General features: G+C 41.9%; 15 protein-coding genes. 9 read left to right on the top strand and 6 right to left on the bottom strand.

The window, feature by feature from the left end; translation table 11 throughout:
* Nucleotides 1-591: 591 nt before the first annotated feature.
* Together F3I09_RS08455 and F3I09_RS08450 are read right to left on the bottom strand one after the other, a co-directional pair.
* Nucleotides 592-4,740, bottom strand: coding sequence for an NACHT domain-containing NTPase (locus F3I09_RS08455; protein WP_149694601.1), 4,149 nt, complete (start codon nucleotides 4,738-4,740; stop codon nucleotides 592-594).
* Nucleotides 4,741-4,993: 253 nt separating this feature from the next.
* The gene (locus tag F3I09_RS08450; protein WP_149694600.1) at nucleotides 4,994-5,200 is read right to left on the bottom strand and encodes a helix-turn-helix transcriptional regulator; all 207 of its coding nucleotides are present in this window, start codon (nucleotides 5,198-5,200) and stop codon (nucleotides 4,994-4,996) included.
* Nucleotides 5,201-5,727: 527 nt separating this feature from the next.
* Between F3I09_RS08450 and F3I09_RS08445 the strand changes: the two genes are divergently transcribed.
* The 5 genes from F3I09_RS08445 (at nucleotide 5,728) to F3I09_RS08425 (ending at nucleotide 9,646) form a co-directional block, all read left to right on the top strand.
* Nucleotides 5,728-6,333, top strand: a complete 606-nt coding sequence (locus tag F3I09_RS08445) for a sensor histidine kinase KdpD (RefSeq protein ID WP_149694599.1) — start codon at nucleotides 5,728-5,730, stop codon at nucleotides 6,331-6,333.
* A 159-nt stretch (nucleotides 6,334-6,492) separates the two neighbouring features.
* The gene (locus F3I09_RS08440) at nucleotides 6,493-7,395 is read left to right on the top strand and encodes a HEPN domain-containing protein (protein WP_149694598.1); all 903 of its coding nucleotides are present in this window, start codon (nucleotides 6,493-6,495) and stop codon (nucleotides 7,393-7,395) included.
* Nucleotides 7,392-7,649 (top strand): RodZ family helix-turn-helix domain-containing protein, encoded by a 258-nt coding sequence (locus F3I09_RS34735; protein WP_149694597.1) that lies wholly within the window; start codon nucleotides 7,392-7,394, stop codon nucleotides 7,647-7,649. Before F3I09_RS08440 ends, F3I09_RS34735 begins: the two co-directional genes overlap by 4 nt.
* 391 nt (nucleotides 7,650-8,040) lie before the next feature.
* A complete protein-coding gene (locus tag F3I09_RS08430; RefSeq protein WP_149694596.1) occupies nucleotides 8,041-8,307 on the top strand; it encodes a hypothetical protein in 267 nt (88 codons plus the stop codon).
* A complete protein-coding gene (locus F3I09_RS08425; protein WP_223233177.1) occupies nucleotides 8,249-9,646 on the top strand; it encodes a recombinase family protein in 1,398 nt (465 codons plus the stop codon). Before F3I09_RS08430 ends, F3I09_RS08425 begins: the two co-directional genes overlap by 59 nt.
* Before the next feature lie 581 nt (nucleotides 9,647-10,227).
* Here the strand turns inward: F3I09_RS08425 and F3I09_RS08420 are convergent.
* Entirely contained in the window at nucleotides 10,228-11,013 is a 786-nt protein-coding gene (locus tag F3I09_RS08420) for a molybdopterin-dependent oxidoreductase (RefSeq protein ID WP_149694595.1), read from the bottom strand.
* A gap of 10 nt (nucleotides 11,014-11,023) precedes the next feature.
* The gene (locus F3I09_RS08415; protein ID WP_149694594.1) at nucleotides 11,024-11,677 is read right to left on the bottom strand and encodes a cytochrome b/b6 domain-containing protein; all 654 of its coding nucleotides are present in this window, start codon (nucleotides 11,675-11,677) and stop codon (nucleotides 11,024-11,026) included.
* A 185-nt stretch (nucleotides 11,678-11,862) separates the two neighbouring features.
* Between F3I09_RS08415 and F3I09_RS08410 the strand changes: the two genes are divergently transcribed.
* The 4 genes from F3I09_RS08410 to F3I09_RS08395 all read left to right on the top strand — a co-directional run bounded on the left by F3I09_RS08410 (nucleotide 11,863) and on the right by F3I09_RS08395 (nucleotide 13,803).
* Nucleotides 11,863-12,435, top strand: coding sequence for a sigma-70 family RNA polymerase sigma factor (locus tag F3I09_RS08410; RefSeq protein WP_149694593.1), 573 nt, complete (start codon nucleotides 11,863-11,865; stop codon nucleotides 12,433-12,435).
* Complete coding sequence (locus F3I09_RS08405; protein WP_149694592.1) at nucleotides 12,432-12,719, top strand: hypothetical protein; 288 nt, start codon at nucleotides 12,432-12,434, stop codon at nucleotides 12,717-12,719. The genes F3I09_RS08410 and F3I09_RS08405 overlap by 4 nt, the downstream gene beginning before the upstream one ends.
* 61 nt (nucleotides 12,720-12,780) lie before the next feature.
* A complete protein-coding gene (locus tag F3I09_RS08400) occupies nucleotides 12,781-12,981 on the top strand; it encodes a hypothetical protein (protein WP_149694591.1) in 201 nt (66 codons plus the stop codon).
* Between the two features lie 162 nt (nucleotides 12,982-13,143).
* On the top strand, nucleotides 13,144-13,803 hold the full coding sequence (locus tag F3I09_RS08395; RefSeq protein WP_149694590.1) for a DUF4272 domain-containing protein: 660 nt from the start codon (nucleotides 13,144-13,146) through the stop codon (nucleotides 13,801-13,803).
* Between the two features lie 2 nt (nucleotides 13,804-13,805).
* Here the strand turns inward: F3I09_RS08395 and F3I09_RS08390 are convergent, their stop codons facing one another.
* Together F3I09_RS08390 and F3I09_RS08385 are read right to left on the bottom strand one after the other, a co-directional pair.
* The gene (locus F3I09_RS08390) at nucleotides 13,806-14,048 is read right to left on the bottom strand and encodes a hypothetical protein (RefSeq protein WP_149694589.1); all 243 of its coding nucleotides are present in this window, start codon (nucleotides 14,046-14,048) and stop codon (nucleotides 13,806-13,808) included.
* A 9-nt stretch (nucleotides 14,049-14,057) separates the two neighbouring features.
* Nucleotides 14,058-15,533, bottom strand: coding sequence for a S8 family serine peptidase (locus tag F3I09_RS08385; RefSeq protein ID WP_149694588.1), 1,476 nt, complete (start codon nucleotides 15,531-15,533; stop codon nucleotides 14,058-14,060).
* Between the last annotated feature and the right edge of the window lie 7 nt (nucleotides 15,534-15,540).

Genomic DNA, 15,540 nt, shown 5'->3' with positions numbered 1-15,540 from the left:
CATATATACAGATAAAAACAGTGGAAGTAGAGCAGTATAAGGAGCGCAATTCTACATATTCTCCACGTACAATATCAAGTATGGGGCCTGATATAGCTGTTCAATTAATATTCACAGTTAGGAAGCAGGAATAGGCTAAAGGTATGAAGTTTTGAATCAATAGCTTTATATCGATCATAGGTCGGCTCACTTATCGCACTACCATTTTTTTTATAGATCATCTACAGATTGGTTTATAAAGGGCAAGGGCCTACTTACGTAGTCACATCGATCAATAAACGATAATTAAAATCATCGACCATTTGCCAGTAAGATTTGAATCTCAATCCCATATTTTCACGAAATCTGGTTCGTCCCAAGTGGTTACCTACTGGTACAAAAAGTTAAACTGGAATTATTGCAAACAGATCGTTCACCCTAAATCAGTCCAGGATTGAATTTCATGTAATTCCTATAAAATTATTAACCGGTTCGATGCCGGGCATCTTCGGCTGCTGCGTAACCGAGCAAACAGCCATTTCTAACTACGAAAATCTTTATCACGCAGAACAACCGCTCCATGAGTTGAACCATCTCCCATAGCAACACACATTAGTGCGATTCTGACATTAAAGCACTAATCTCCCTAATGGTTTTGGTTTGCTCCTCAACTTTCCTAAAGTTCTCAATCGCACGAAAGGCATACCAGAAAAGGTTATGATGCAAAGGATAGGTGTCCTGGAATTCCCTTTGTTTTGCTTCAAAAAAGTCAACAACCAAATCCAGATCGTGTTCACTCTTTTCGGCAAACTGATACAGCCATTCTATGAGAATATTGGTAGAGGATTCCGGAAACCGTACCATTCTACTCTCCGGCTCCGCAAGGATATGTACCAGATCGGACATCTGGTCTAGGGCAAAACTTGTTTCGACCGCCGATATTTTTATAGCGCCCTGTATGGCAAAAGGTGCACGGCCGTGTATGCGCATATAATCTGTTAAATAGGTAAATCCCAAACTTTCTCCAATACTGCAAAGATACTTGGCCGCTGTCAATTTAGTCTTCTCATCTGTACCAACATCATTGATACAGCGTAGGAGTGCCGTTTTCACTTCCTCGGGATGGCTTTCAATGAGAAAGGATACGTAGTGCATAAATTCATAATTATACTCTGTCATCTTATTGAAGATGCCAAGTAATTCACCGGGATCTCCTTCAAGCGCCAGATATACGTCCGTAAGTTGAATTATTCCTATTCCCTCATGCCGTTCCTGCTGTAACATTTCCAGTATTAAAGAGCAGGCATCATAAATATGCAGATGTTTGCAAAGGGCAAAATGACTTGCCAGCACACTTGTGGAAAGAATCCCGGTACGAATATTCTGCAGTACCCTGTCTGCAAAAATCTCTTTGTCCATGTCACTTAGCTCCTCAAGAATCAGCAGACTAAGCGTTTTACTGTTATTAAAATACGAGGGTTCTAAACTTTGTATTCCCGCCGTATCCAGCCAGACCATAGACATCAGGTGTTCTTTAGGAGTAGGAAATTGGTACTTCAAATATATTTTTCCCAGCAAATTTTCCTTCCATAAGAAAGTCTGAACAATGTGCCCTTCTTCGTTTGTTCCATCCCAACGGCAATTGGCAAATCTTGCACTGGCGAGCCCCTCATTGTAATATGCCTGAACAATCTGTTCCAACACTGGAAAATCTTCTTTAAACTTTTGATTATAGGCCATTATTTCCTCCACCCTGAAACGGTCAAACTTGACTTTATTTTCAACAAACTTAATTGTTTGTCCGTAGTTAACAGATTTTTTTGATCTAATCCAGGACGTCAATAATCTATCAACAAAAATGGAGTCAAACTTCTGGCGGTCCAATTTGCTTGATTCGTCAACGTATAGGTCATTTAATGGAATACTCTTCTTTCCATATGCCTCAAAGTACCGGTTAAGTCCTATCTTAAAGTTCTCTTCGCTTTGAATATAGAACATATCATTTTCGCGTCTTTTATTTTCAAGCTCCATATAAGATAGAACGGTCGGATCTATCTTTGTAAATACACCTCCATAAGCATCGTCTACCTGTGAAATAAATTTTCTGGCTAGGCTCTCTTTTTTTCTATAATTAAGGGCTGAGGCTATTGACCTCAGCACTCCTGTCGATGCTTCTTTTTGTTCTACCTCGTATAAAATATAATCGAAGCTCTCCTCCGTCACGAGTGCGCCTAACTCCCAGTCTCTATCAGCAATAATATCGTCAATTAAAAACCGTACTGCCAAGGGAAAACTTTTTGTTTTCTCGAAAAAAACATCCACCTCAGCAAATTCCTCGCGAAGATATTTTCTGCCAATTGCTTTCGTAAAAGCTATAACAGGAAAAATAATACTAGGGTCGCTTTCAAAGACTGTGGCTGCATTGGAAAAAATTTTCCTTAACACTACCTTTTTTTTGTCGGCATACTGGTAAAACTCCAGCCATTGTTCACTTAAAAATGCCTTGAATAAGAGCCTAAAATTCTGCGGTGCCTTAATCTGTAAAAGGGCCTCCTCAAACCAATGCTCAGAGCCTAGGCGTTTGATACTTGCATTGTACCTAATCAATGCAGGCATTCCATCCAGTACATACGAACAGTACTTTTCGGATAAACCAAGCATAACAATTAATTGATATATACCATCTCTATATTCGTGGTATATATTTAACTGGTCATTGGCGATAAGAGACTCGATGAAAGACTCATCACCCAGCTTGTTTATCGCCAATAGTTCCATGAGTTGACCAGAATAATAAGTGTTTGTCCTCTGCTGTAGCTCACCTTGGGCCAAATTATACAAAACATGTTGCTGATCATTGGCGATTGTCAGATTCGCCAGTATACGAACACACGAAATCTTTAATACTTCCGAATAATTTTCACCGATGACTGCGAGCAATCGCTGGATGGCCTGTCGGTTGTTTTGGATAAAAGAAGCAATCGTTCTTTCATCGATAATCATCGGACGAATGCGATACTTTTCCAACCGGGCGATTAGTCGGTTTAATATGTCTACTTTTTGTGCAGGCGCATACCGGGTCGGCTCCGTCAGAAAAATAAGCTCGATATTATCATCTTCTATCAACTTTAGTATTTGATCCGACAAATGTTGGTCCTCCAGAATGAACAAAAGAGAAGAGATGGTCTGTATCCACTTGGTTTTAATTTTTTTCCGCTTGGTTCCCACCGCAATGATACTCACGATCTTTTCAAAGGTAAACTTCGCCAGTACCATGGCCGCAAGATGTTCCTGAAAGATGGAATTGGTCAGACTCCACTTTTCATTATGGGCGGCGATCAGTGAGCTATGTTCCAACAGCTCTCTTTCTATTGGAGAAAACAGCTTTTGACGTTGTTCGTTGTCCAGGGAGTTGGTACCCATTAACTGTAAAGCAAAAGCAAACCGTTCTATGGTTTCCATCGCCTGTACAGATTGCTGACGAAGTGTTTTTCCGTTACTTAGTTCACGCCAGTCGCTATGCTTAAAGGAATCTTCAACCACCTTTTGGAGAATCCCTATTTTGGTATGGGGATTTTTGTTATTCGAAGTTTTGAATTGTGCGATCAGTGTAATAAGATAAAACGGCTCCTGTAGCAAAAACTCTATGTTGGCATTGCGAACAAATTGCATAAATCTTTCATAGCGCCCAAGAAGCTGTGTTTGCAGGAATGCGCTGATATTGGCGCCTTTTAGACTACCGAGCTCATAAAGGTCAAAATCCCCTATAAACTCTTTGACGCCGTAGCTGTGAAAAAAGACTTTCCGGCAGCTGAACACAATGCTTGTCCGGGGATTTTCGCGACTAAAAGCCCGTATGTACTTTACCGCATCCCGAAAACTATCGGTCGGCGCCTCATCCAGGCCATCAATAAATACAACAAGATCTTTGGCTGGAATTTTTTGCCAACCATCATATTCAGAGGTGAGTATTTCGTCTATAGGACGGATATTCTGCCACTTTAATTCAATGAACAAGCTGGTAAAAGATACCTCTATGTGTTCCAGCCGGTGTGCAACCTCTCTTAACAGCACACTTTTGCCCTTATGAGCATCCGCGAGCAGACATATTTTTTGTTGCTGAAACCTTCTTTCCCCACCGAATAGACTTACCATTTGCAGCCCTTCTTTTCCATCACTCATCCATGGTAACAATCGACTGCCCCCATCGTCCAGGTAAGCTGTGATTTTTCGAGGTATATACTTCTGTTCTGGCTGTCTTTCTGGAATCGAAGGGTAATTAAGCTGATGATAACAATGATTATCTGCTGACGACTGCCCAAAATAATATTTTACGACACTGTATTGTTTCTTCAACAGTGTTTCCATACTATAGATATCCCATTGCTCGAAGATAATGCTGTGTTTTTCCAACAAATCCTTTTCCATTTTTCGCAAATGCTTCTGCAGTTTAGTGTCTTGCAGATCTGCGGCGGTGGCCAGAATAAATTTTGAGGTCATGGATGCGAATTCTTTCGCTAAAAACAGCTCTACTATTTTATTCAGAAGCGTGGTTGTGAGTTTTTGAACATGTTTGGATTGTAAACAGACATACTTACCATCTTTACCAATCGCACTTTTAATATCTATTCCTTCCTGCGCCTGGCCAGGTTTCAGATAAAGAGAAAATCCAGCACCAGGCATTTGCTCATCTGCCACTTCAAGGGACAGGTATTCAAATATCTTATCTGTAATATTCTGCCAGGGTAAGACTGGGATCATATGTCACTTTTAACCAGTAAATTTACTTATTATCAAGGAATTAACGATTAGCTATCACGTTAAGAAGATAAAATTGACTTTCCTACCACAGAATGGGAAAAAATCATAGAATACGGACTGCGAAGATATACCGAATGGGGTTGGGATCCCGACGCACAAGCAAAGAGCTGTGTAGATGAAATAGATAAGCGAAGTGTACAAGTATTTCAGGGGCCAGGCTTTTATCCCACGGTATTGTGGATGCGTAAAATAGTTAATCTTGATCAACTAATAATGTCGACGCCTTCACTCCCAGAAATTTCGCAATCTTAAACAGCGTTGCTATATTTGGCTGACTATCATTTGTACACCAACGTGAAACCGTTTCGGGTTTATTTTTCAAATAGGTCGCCAATTCCTTATTAGTCTTTTTCTTCTCGACCAGCACAATTTTTATCCTATTGTATTCAACTTTTTTCATTTGCTATTAGGCTATAAGCAAATTTAACTAACTGATTTTTAGTCATTAAAGTGACTTTATAATCATTATAGTGATTTTAAAAATCAAATAAATAACAATAAAATCAATAAATATGACTATTATTGTTATAGATAATAATTCAAAAGAAATATTTACCAGTTTACTTAATTGAAAAAACAATAATATGAATATCGTTCTCTTGAATAACACTTTTTTAAAAAAGAAGTGTAATTTGCGAACACATAAAATATTATAAGCGTGTTTGCTTTATGTTCGGTGCTGAAAACTACGACCTTTCAACGACTCCGGATAGTAAGGTAAATCGCTCACATCACTGGTGTGGGCGTTCTTATTTGGAGTCATGGGGTGTCGTAGCCCTTCAGCACCAGTGAGAATAGCCTGCACCTTTTATTTTTGCCGGTTCCCACCCTGGATACTTCTCCAACAATTCCAATTATTTACCCTCTTCAAATTATCCCTCAAATGGGATACGGCAATCTATGTCATTTACTCTCTAAATCGTTTTTATGTTAGTAGTACCCAACAACTCATCTAAAGCCATCCCTGCGGCTGATAGCCAAACAATACAGACCTTTATGGGAATGCTTGCCCATGAGATGCGAACTCAGATAGCCGGTATTTGTACTGCAAGTAATCTACTCTTGCATGAGACTGAGAGCCGAAAGAATAAGAACTTCTATCTGTCACACATTAACTCAATGAGTATAAATGTCTTGCATGTTTTAAATAATATGATGGCAACAAGTACCATTGAAGATGGGAAGCTGGCAATAAAGGCGTTACCGAAACGTATCCAAATTCGACAGTGGTTAAAAGAGCAGATTCTGCAGTATAAGCTCATTACTGCCATCCGTTCCGTAAAAATCAAAACCAATTTCCGACGTAACGTACCGGAATATATTACGACAGATGAGGTAAAGCTGGGGCAAATTCTAAAGAACTTAATAGACAATGCTTTGAAATTTGCCCCGGCTAACACTAATATTTGCATTTACATCTGTTCCCTGAGAGAAGACCGTTTGCTTTTTCAAATATCTGATTCTGGTCAAGGTATTCCCGCTGATAAGATTCCCTTTTTATTTCAACCGTTCAATCTATTGATGAAGGGTTAGGCGGTATGGGATTGGGGTTATACATCAGTAAGCTATATGCCACATCATTAGGAGGGGATGTTATGCTTGCTAAGAGCGATACCAATGGCACCTCCTTTTTAGTCCTGATAAATGTACAAGGCTAAGTCTACTCGATAACTAAAAATTTAACTCATTTATATGGATGCAACGGCTTTACAACATCTACCCAAACAACAGGTAGCACAACTTGTACAGTTAATGCAGAGGATAGTGCAAGCTATCTATCCAGTCAAAATTATATGTTATGGTTATCGTACCTGCACTATGGATGATTGGAGTTGTTTTTTTGATGGGGATACCCACAATAAAAGAATAATACCTACCTATGACTTTTTGATTATAACGAATGACGAAGAAAAAAGAGCCCATTATGAAATAATTGAAATTGCAGAACAACAAGTGTTCCCAATGGGTTGTGATACCACTATTATCGTGCAACAACTGAACGAAGCTAACAAAGCATTGGAAAATGGTAGCCGCTTTATTTCTACTGTGTATCGTAAGGGTGTAATGCTATATAACGGTAACGGCTTACCCTTATCTATGCCTCCCAAGGAATTAGAGATACCTGTGTTGAAAAAATTGGTAGAAGATAACTGGCATAGACGTTTTGGTTTGTCACGTCGTTTTTTAAAGACAGCGAATTATTGTTTTGATAATGGCTGGAATGAACAGACAATCTTTGACTTACACCAGTCTGTAGAACATGCCTGTGTTGCAATAATAAGGGCATATACCGGCTTCCGACCTACGACACATAATCTTTCCCGCTTATTGGACTTAATATGTAATTTCTCACAGGAACTGGTAACGCTCTTTCCCCGCCAGACAAAAGAGGAAACAGACCTCTTTAACATACTAAACAGAGCTTATTCAGAGGCTCGATATAATGAGAAGTACACAGTATCTACGGATGTTACAAAAATATTAATAGGGAGGGTCACCGCCTTATTAGATCTGGCAGAAAAGTTTTACGACAGGAAGCAGCTTAGCCTTGAGTCCAGTCAACCTATTAGCTTCCCTTTAACAATAAGTAAATGAGCCAGTCTGAATTTAGTAAAAATAAATTTAAGCAGAAAATGGGCAATTACCTGCAATGTGTCGGGAACAAACTGCTTGCCTTACGCCAAAGTCAAAAGAAAAGTTTAAAGGAGGTAGCGAAGACTACTAAAATGTCACCCGGCATAATCAGTAAAGTAGAAAAAGGGCAATTTGAAACCCTTTGTTTATCAAGATTGCTCCGGCTATGCAGGTACTACAAAGTGAATATAATAGATATCGTATCATGCGAATAGTGCAGTAATATTATTTTAACGTGTTTTTTAATGTAATTGAATAGTGCACAATGATTTTTAAAGATTATCGTATGGTTTTCAATATGCAATCAACGAGAAGTCATTAGGTGAGTTTCAGTGTTTGCACTTTCACATTGTTCTGCACAACTTCACATAATTTGACACAACTCTGCATAACTCTACATAAGTCTGCCTAATCTGGTAATTGGGCTTATTAGGCTGCAATATATTGCAGTAAAATAAATCCTATGTTAACAGTAAATGGAAAACTTTGCATGAACCAACATTTCTTTGCAACTTTTGGAAACATTCGAACACGTTCGTGCACGATCGGGCACAAGTGTGAAAGTGAAATTTTACGTTGTTATACCTTCGTTTTATATCCAATTATATGAAACATGAAGTCCAACGTCAGTTACCTGTTAAGCCAACTATGGAGGTATCCAAACGCTTACTGCAAGCAGATAAATATGCTTATACAGATGAAGATGTCTCCCTGATCATTGACTTCTTACATCGTTTAGCAGCCATTGATCTTAGCATTTACGAAGACGCAATAAGAAGAGATACGCCAGTCATTCACATTAAAGAGTACACAGATGATAATTCAGCGAAAAGCATTCCTATATCCCAGGGTCAGCACAGACGAACAGGCTGACGGCTATAGCCTTGCTCATCAGGAAGATGTATTGATACGTTACTGTGAAAAAGAGAATATACAAGTCGTCGGTATTTACCGGGAGGATCACTCCGCAAAAACATTTGACAGACCGGAATTCCAGAAGATGTTGAATGTGGTCAGCAAGAACAAAGGAATTGTTAATTTAATTCTGTTCTCCAAGTGGGATCGGTTCTCGCGGAATGTAGCTGCAGCCTATGAAATGATAGGCAAGTTAAAGAAGTATGCCGTAGAACCCCAGTCTATAGAGCAACCTTTAGATATGGAGATTCCAGAGAGTAAGATCATGCTGGCTATTTATTTAACGACACCCGAAGTAGAAAACGACAGGAGAGCATTAAATACCTTACATGGTATGCGACGGGCAAAGAAGGATGGTCGTTACTTGGGGATTGCGCCAATAGGGTATAATAATGGCCGGGATACTCATAATAAACCTTTCCTCATTCCTAATGAAAAGGCTGCTACGATTCAATGGGCATTTGAAGAGTTATCAAGAGGCATATGGGATATAGATGCACTCAGACGAATGGTAAACCGCAAGGGAATAAAGGTAGGTCGTAGTCAGTTCTGGAGCTTAGTGCGCAATCCCGTGTATTGTGGCAAAGTGTTTCTGGCGGCGTATAAGAATGAAGCTGCTCATTGTGTAAAGGGTATTCATCAGCCAATTGTATCTGAAGAGTTGTTTGATGATGTGCAGGACGTGTTAAAAGGCAAGAAACGTAAAGTAAGAGTAAACTCGTTTACAGAGATTGACGAATACTTACCACTAAGGGGCTTCCTGACTTGTAAGCGTTGCGGGAAGCCTTTAAGTGGCAGCGGCTCCCGTGGTAACGGAGGGATTTATTATTACTACCATTGCCAGTCAGTGAAGTTGTGCAAAGAGCGTTTCCGGGCAGAAACAGCCAATGAAGCATTTGTAAAGCAGTTAAGCCAGATAGCAACTAATGCTCCTATAATAGACTACTATTGCCAGCTTATAAGCAAAGCATTAAAAGGAACTGAACAAGGGAAGGAGAAAGAACAGAAAGAAGTACAGGCTGCAATAGATAAGTTATATCTAAGGCTACAGAATGCACGTACACTTTTATTAGATGGAGACTTCACTGCCGATGAGTTTAAGGAGACAAAGAAAGACTTGCTGCAACAAATAGAAGACCTGGAGAAGCAAAAGATCCGACTACTATCTACCAAGGACGACTATCAGGAATACCTGAGCAAAGCAGGGGAAATCATGAAGAACATAGCCACCCGTTACATCGCAGCTTCCCCAATCGGCAAAAAACAAATCATTGGTTCGATTTCCCAGAAAAACTGATTTTCTCAGAAAACAAACTTCGAACCGTAGAGCCGAATGTAATATTAGAGTTGATAAGCAGGCCCGTAGCGGGCTCAGAAGAAGACAAAAAAAGAAAGGTCGGAGAATTCTCCGACCTTTCCACTAGTGTGCCCAGAACTGGAATCGAACCTGCTCCCCATGCAAGAACTGGATTTTACTATAAGCGTCTTACAGTCTTCAGGTTTCTTTTGAACATTGCTGAATGTCAGGCAAGCCTCTAGCCAGGTAATGCCTTTTCATAAACATTGGACTTCCACCTTTGAAGATGCAGTGCCCCCTGTGAGACGGAAGCAAGCCTAAGACAGCATTATTAAAATAAGTGATGGTAAGGTATTTGTTAGTGTATCTTCCCTGTACAGGAAGTATTATATGTTGATGAAGAGGGAGCCGGATAAGAATATCCAGCTTTCATATCTCACGTTATGAAGAGACACGCTTATCGCATGTCTATCAGGCCCGCAAGATAGACATGCACTTTGGAATGTCTTCTTAATAAGATGTTAAATACTCACATTCAGCAAGATTTCTTATACTAAACTGATCAAGTGGGGTAGGGCGTCTTATAAACCGGAATAATAGTCATATCCTTGTTCTGCCCAGTAATCTGGTGGGCGCTGGTTACTAAAACTGATAGTGCCAATCCGTTTCAGGTTCTTGATACCATATTTTACAGGTATGATCAGTCTTAACGGAGCGCCGTGTTCAGGGGTGACCGGCTGGCCGTTCATCTCATATGCCAATATGGTTTGCGGATGTAGTGCACTCTCCATGTCCAGTCCGACATAATACTCTCCGTTAGGGGTTGCCATCCCCACATATTGCATCTTTGCTTCTTCCAGCAGTTTATAGTGAGCGATAAAATCTGTGAGGCGTACACCTGCCCAGTGTTGGATCTGGTCCCATCCTTCCACGCATTTGAAGTCGAAGACGATCTCTGTTTTTGGAAGCTGCCTGATGTCAGCCATGTTTACTGACAGTATTTCTTTTTTACCTCTTGCGACGGAGAGGCGCCAGTTATCCTGGTCGAAATCTTCATCCTCAATACCGATATCGCCATTCACCCTTACATCGGTGGCAGCGCGATCTATAGGGTATGTTCTGGCAAGATGTTTATGACTGAACAGGTTCCGGAAGAACAGTTCCGATTTATTCAATGCACGGCGCAAGGGCTTGCTGGCGCCTGCTGTAACTCCCGGGGTCTCTTCAGGTGCATGCAGTAACCACTTCCAGCCTCCGAAAGCAGCGCCACCGAGTACAAAGAAAGTGAGAAAGGATATGAAATTCCGGCGTTTGATCTTTTGTTCTGGCGTCAGTACTTTCCTGACCTTTTTCTTATATGTTTTCATTGTAATGATTTTATTCTTCCACTACATCAAATCCTGCAACCATTGCTCTGAAATTATTCCACCCGGCAATGATCACCTGTACAACATGAATGAAAAAAAAGAGTACATAGCCGATCGTTAACGTAAAATGTAATATCCTGGCAAAATGATATCCTCCGCAAAGCCAGCATAGCCAGGAGAATTGCACTGGTTTGTAAATGGCCAGGCCAGTGATGATGGACCCTGCACCCATGAGGATAATGGCTGTGTATGCTATCCGCTGGGCCGCGTTATACTTTCCCTGGGTCGGCAGTGTTTTGCGGATATGGAGATCATGTAGCATTACCTGCCAGGCATCCCGAAGGGAATGCTTGTTGGGTAGTAATGACCGCCATTGTCCTGAGATCAGGGTGTATCCTACATAAAACAGACCATTGAGAAAGAAGAACCACATAAAGAAAAAGTGGAATGCCATACCCTCCGCCAGCCGCTGGGGAATATTAAGTAAGGTATTGAACCAGTCGGGGAAGAAGCGGATAATCCTATGCCCGGCAATGGTAATAGTATATACATCATTGGCCCAGTAAATGAGCAGGCCGCTCCAGATCATAATGGCAAGCAGGGGGAAGTTTACCCAGTGAGTCCATCTTGTCAGCAGAGGATGCTTTTCTTTTATGATTTTCATATGAGTGACATTTAATGCGCCTGATAAATCAACAATTCACCCCCTTAGTCGGTTAAGATTTTATATCCTTACAGAAAATGAATAAATTTTGTAAGGATTTGATTGAAAGACCGACTAACCCTTAAAATAAAGGCCTGGCGATGGGGATATCTTTTATGACTCCTAATAATAGTAACAACGGATCGATGCTAAAGGATACAATAGCCGTTGACCCGCTTCAGTGGGTAGCGAAGTATGCAGATTATCTATTTACCTATGCGGTAACAAGGCTGAACGACGACGAACAAGCCAGAGATCTGGTACAGGAAACCTTTTTGGCAGCGCTGGAACGGCTGGACCGGTTTGAGGGCAAGAGCTCAGAGCGTACCTGGCTGACCGCTATCCTGAAGAATAAGATCGTAGATGTGTACAGGAAGAAGTCTTCCGGACTGTCTGGTATGACAGCACACCTGGACGGAGAAGAAGAGCAGGATTTCTTCGACAACGTAACCGGGCACTGGAAGACGGTGCATAGTCCGCGGGTATTTGGAATAGAGGATCCTGGCCAGTTAGACAAAAAGGAGTTTACCCGTATTCTGCAGCAATGTATGCAGAAACTGCCGGCCTTATGGCTGTCAGTCTTTACCATGAAACATATGGATGATGCTCCTACGGAGAACATCTGTACAGAACTGAAAGTAACGCCTTCCAACTTCTGGGTCATTATTCACCGCGCTAAACTGAGTCTCAGGGCCTGCCTGCAAAAGAACTGGATATGAGTCAGCTGAAAGATATTATCTATAACTGTAAAAAGGCCACTTCCCTGATAGAGCGGAAACAGATAGGGCGTTTGACATTGCGTGAACATGTGGAGTTAAGAATCCACCTGGCCTTTTGTTCCGTTTGCAGGATCTTCCGCCGCCAGAGTATTGCCATCAACAGGATGGTAAAAATCCTTTTTAATGATGCACAGGAACGCGGGACAAAGCTTGACGATGCGTTCAAGAAATCCCTGCAGGAAAGAATTGAGGATAAGCTGAATAAAAATGGAAAGAACTTGTAAGGATCAGGGCCGTCAACCGACAAAGGAGTTAGATTAATTAATCCATAAAACACAATGTATCATGAACTTCAAATCAGTATTTGCTAAAGGGTTTACTGTTGCAGTAATCACGGGTTTCCTGGCATTAAATGTACAGGCGCAGGAGCCAGCTAAGAAAGACACTTCCAGGATGCATCACAAAATGGACAAGATGCACAAAATGGATAAGAAGATGGATAAGAAAATGGATAAAATGAAAAAAGATACTGTCGGAAAAATGTAAGTAGTTTGGCCTGTTGTGGCAGCAGGGTTGGAGAACATACCCTGCTGTCATTTTTAAAACAAAAACGTGATTGCTTTATATAAAAGTGTATATATTGGGATAATTTGTATATTTATAGCCATAAAATCCTGTGAATAAATAAAGTAGAAGTTTAAAAGATAAATGCTAGCAACACGAATTACAAGAATTGAGGAACGGCTCTCACTACATGGCATCAACAATTATCAGATCACTTATCCGGAATACCTGAATTTTAATCAGGAACATTTTGCCACGCCAAGAGAAGTGGGATGCAGAGTGATGATCCTCACAGCCATTGCCTACACAATACAGGATGAGACGAAAAAATACGGTATCGTTAAATGGCTCAAGAACGAGAATATCTGGTCGTATGTCAGCGAAAAGGAGGCCGCATACCTGAATAGCCGGACGACAAAGGAAGACGAGATATTAGACCTGTCCTGGAAAATAGAAGCAGCTTATATACTGGCCTGGGCGCTCGGATTGGTAGACGATAAACCAATGCCGGGAGAAGAAGCTACTGAAGCGCAGATCAACAACATGATCCAGCAGCTGCCGGCGCTAGGTGAAGAGCTGGAAGCTTTTTTCAGTACACTGACCTTCAGGGATACTGCAGAGATCTATGATGAGAATATTTTTTATGAACTGACCACCACTCATTTCAGGGATACCTTGTTCAGTGGCGGGAAAAGCAGGGCAGACGTACACGTACCGGCTTCATTTGAGCGGCATCTGGCGTTAAACTGGCTGAGACGCTTCATGAATGTTCAAGACTGGGACGATACAGATACATCCACCTGATATTATCCTTTCTTTATTTTTCGCCTGGTATCAGGCACGCGATACTCCTTTTCAGGAGTAAGTGACCATTCTTTCCCTAACTCCGGCCGCACTTTGGCTATATCGGTTCCTGCCAGCTCCAGCAGTATCGTTCCGGGGGATAGACTGTCGTCTACAATACGTAGGTTACAGGTATGTATGATCTCCTGCACCTGTTGCACATCAGGCGTCCCATCCCCGATATATTGCAGAATATAGTTGCTCATATCTATCGTTTACTCACTTAAGAGCATACCTTTCCCTTCAAAGGTAGGCTTAAATCCCAGGGATTTGATCCTGACCGACAAATATTTCAGCATCTCATCCGCCCTGGCCTGGGTACGTGGCATAGCCAGTATTTCCGGGGCCGCAGATAATAAACGGGCCGCCATTCCGGTAGCCGCAGGACAGGCCATACTGGTGCCATCCATGATGGCGTAACGGTCGTCCGGAAAAGTGGAGATAATGCCTACACCCGGCGCTGTCAGGTCTGTTTCCGGCCCGATGTTGGAGAAGTCTGCAATGAAATTGGCCTTGTCCTTTCCATAAGGCGCTTTTATAATAGCAGTTTGTACCGTACGGGAGGGGAAGGTTTTCTTCCTGCCCATCGCCGACACTGCTACAGAAAGACTGTAGGAGGCAGGGAAGCTCACTTTATCACGGTCATCATTACCATTGGCGCAAAAACAAAGCATACCGGCGCTATAAGCCTGTTTGATATAACTGATGATGCCTTCATCCTGTTCAGCCTCTCCCAGGCTCATATTGATGAAATCACATTTGTCAAGGATAGCCTGGTTGATGGCCTTCATAATATAGAAATTCGAGGCAGATTTTCCTACGGGGAATACCCGGTAACTAAAGATCTCCACGCCTGCGGCCACACCATGTATGCCTCCCGATGCCCCGATAATGCCTGCCACGTGTGTACCGTGCCCTTCGCCGTTGTCTTTGTAATCTTTCGGATCTTCATCTTTTACACAATTCATCCCGCCGGATACCACCAGGTCTTTATGCGGACCAACGCCTGTATCGATCACTGCCACCCGGATGCTGGCAGGTATTGAGGGCCAGCCGGCGGTGGGATAAAAGTGTCGCAGCACGTCTTTGTAATGGATGTCAATTGATGTCAGCGCGATATTGAGAACAGCCGAAGCGGTAAAGCTGCTGCGGTAATATCCCCAGTAACTATGTTCGGGATAAACATACATCCGCTGTATGCGTTTGCCCTTCAGGTTGAGTGTTACCTTGCCTTTGGCGGTGGTGGTACCGGAATCGCCCAGCCTGTTTACAAAATCAGTAAAAGCTACAATGTAAATGTCTTTGAGCGGATTTCCTTCTTTGTCGGTCACAGTGATCTGCAGCTTATTATTGACCTGGCTTTTCTTCGCTTTTTTTTCTATTGCTTCGCGATAGACGGTAGCCTTTTTATAGAACTTCTCTTTGATGATCCTGAACCCCGGGTAAGAGAAGTGGAAATCCGCGAGCTCATTGTCGCTCAGTTCTACCAGTTTGGCGCCGTTTTCCTGTATGGAATCCAGCACCTTTACCGGGATCTTTTTCTCCTGTTTGACAGGCATCCTGGCATTCAGTTTCAGGGACTCTCTTTTAACAGCGGGTTCGAGTACTGTAGTGAGGAAGTCTTTTACTTTCGGGTTGGTATCTTCGTTGCTCTGGGTCTGGGTGGCGGGCAGCAAGATGAAGTTTGCCATTGGATGT

It is taken from the genome of Chitinophaga sp. CF418 (assembly GCF_900142925.1).
Classification (GTDB): Bacteria; Bacteroidota; Bacteroidia; order Chitinophagales; family Chitinophagaceae; genus Chitinophaga.
The sequence above is the reverse complement of the archived record's forward strand: the minus strand, read 5'-3'. Positions and strand labels throughout refer to the sequence as shown.